Annotated in this window: 1 protein-coding gene and 1 pseudogene; both read left to right on the plus strand. The window is 79.8% G+C overall.

Going from position 1 to position 1,919, the window contains the following annotated elements; genetic code table 11:
* On the plus strand, positions 1 to 1,117 hold a 1,117-nt coding region (locus ACFQ11_RS37620), incomplete at its 5' end, for a sigma-E factor regulatory protein RseB domain-containing protein (protein ID WP_378307720.1).
* A 163-nt stretch (positions 1,118 to 1,280) separates the two neighbouring features.
* Positions 1,281 to 1,919, plus strand: a pseudogene (locus ACFQ11_RS37625) (hypothetical protein); the annotation flags it as partial.

Raw genomic sequence — 1,919 nt, forward strand, 5'->3', positions numbered from 1 at the left:
CCGCGCCGTCGTCACGGGCGGGATCGCGGGCGCGCTCGCGCTCGTCGTCGCCCTCACCGGCGACCCGGTGTCGGCCCGCCGCGTCCGCAGCGACCCGGCCGCCGTGGGCCTGCTGCGCGCCGCCGCCGACGCCGCCCGCCGCGTCCCCTACGAGGGCCTGCGGGTCCTGACGACCCGGTCCCGCGACCGCGCGGCGACCTCCCGGGTGACGGTCGTGCACCGGCCCGGCGAGGGCATCCGCTACACCTCGCCGTCCGGGACGTCCGGCTACCGGCCGGAGTCGGCCGCCGGGGAGACGACCGGGTTCACCTCCGAGACCCTCGAGCTCCTCACCCGCAACTACACGGTCGTGCAGGTCGCGGACGCCGCCCGGTGCGGCCGCGCCGCCCACGTCGTCGAGGCCCGCCGCCCGGACGGCACTCTCGCCGGGCGCTTCTGGCTCGACGTCGAGACCGGCCTGATGCTGCACCGCGAACTGGTCGACGCGTCCGGGCGGGCCGTCGTCTCCACCGGGTTCACCGAGATCAGCTTCACCGTCCCCGGCCCGGCCGGGCCCGCGCCGGCCGATGACGCGGGCACGGAGACGGCCGAGGGCGCGGACGCCCCCGCGCGGCCGCTGAGCCGCCGCGGCAGCAGCATCGGCGCGGCCCCGGAGGAGCCCGCGGCCACCGGCGGCGACACCGCCGCGGCGGCCGGGAGGCCCGTCGCCGACGAGTCCCTCGACGACCTGCGCGCCGCCGGCTGGCCGATACCCGCGCTCCTGCCCGGCGGCCTCACCCTGCACGACGTTCGCCGCAGCGGCGGCGCGCTCCACCTCGGCTACTCCGACGGTCTCGCCGCCGTGTCGGTGTTCGTGCAGCGCGGCGCCCTCGACGAGGGCCGCATGCGCGGCTGGCAGAAGAGCACCCGGCAGGGCCGCACCGTCTTCCGCCGCGTCGGCCTGCGCCGCTGGGCGGTCTCCGCGGGCGACGGGTTCGTCTACACGGTGCTGACCGACGGCCCGGCCGGCACCGCCGAGACCGTCGCCCGCGACCTCCCCGGCGGGTCCGGCTCCGTGTGGGCGCGCGTCGGCCGCGGCACGCGCCGTCTCGCGGCCGCCGTCAACCCCTTCGACTGACCGTGGGCGGACCGCCCGGCCGGGCCGGGCGCGATCGATGGATAGCCTTGGGGGCACCGGACGGGCGGCGCCGCACGGCGCGGCGCGGTTTACGCTCGCCACATGCCCCACGGGGCAGCATGAGCACGGATGACGAGGACCATGCTCGGTAGGAGAGATGGGGATGACGGAAGACAACCGCGGGCCGTTCCGGGCGTCCACGGAGGACGATGACGTCGTCCCCGCGGCGGACTCCGGACGGCAGGAGGCGGCGGCTCCTCCCGAGACGGTGACCGACCGGGAGATCCCCGCGGACCCGGCGGACGACGCGGCCGGCGCGGCGGCGCCCGGCCGGGCCGAGGACGAGCCGGGCTTCGAGGCCGGACCGTCCGGCGCGGACGCGGCGGAGCGGCCGGATCCGGCCGGGGCCTCCGACGGCGACCGGCTGGTCGCGGGCGGCGCGCAGAGCGGCTTCGCGCCGCCGGACGGCCCGATCGGCGAGACCGCCGAGGACATCCCGGCGCAGGACGCCGGACGGCCCGGGGACCCCACCGCCCAGGGCCCGCAGGAGGTTCCGCTCCAGGAGGGCTCCGCGCGGGACGTGCCCCCGCCGCCGTCCCTCGACAAGCACGCACCGGCCGACCGGCCCCCGCAGGCGCCGCTCGACCCGCCGCCCGCACCGGACGGTCCCGACGGGCGCCCGCGGCCCGGGTTCGTCCCCTACGACCAGGCCCCGCCCGCGCCGGGCGGCATGTACGGGCCCGGCGGCTGGGCGGCGCAGCAGCACGGGCAGCCCGGCCCGCCCCCGGGCGGCCCGCCCGGG

It is taken from the genome of Actinomadura sediminis, assembly GCF_042675525.1.
GTDB classification, from domain to species: Bacteria; Actinomycetota; Actinomycetes; order Streptosporangiales; family Streptosporangiaceae; genus Spirillospora; species Spirillospora sediminis.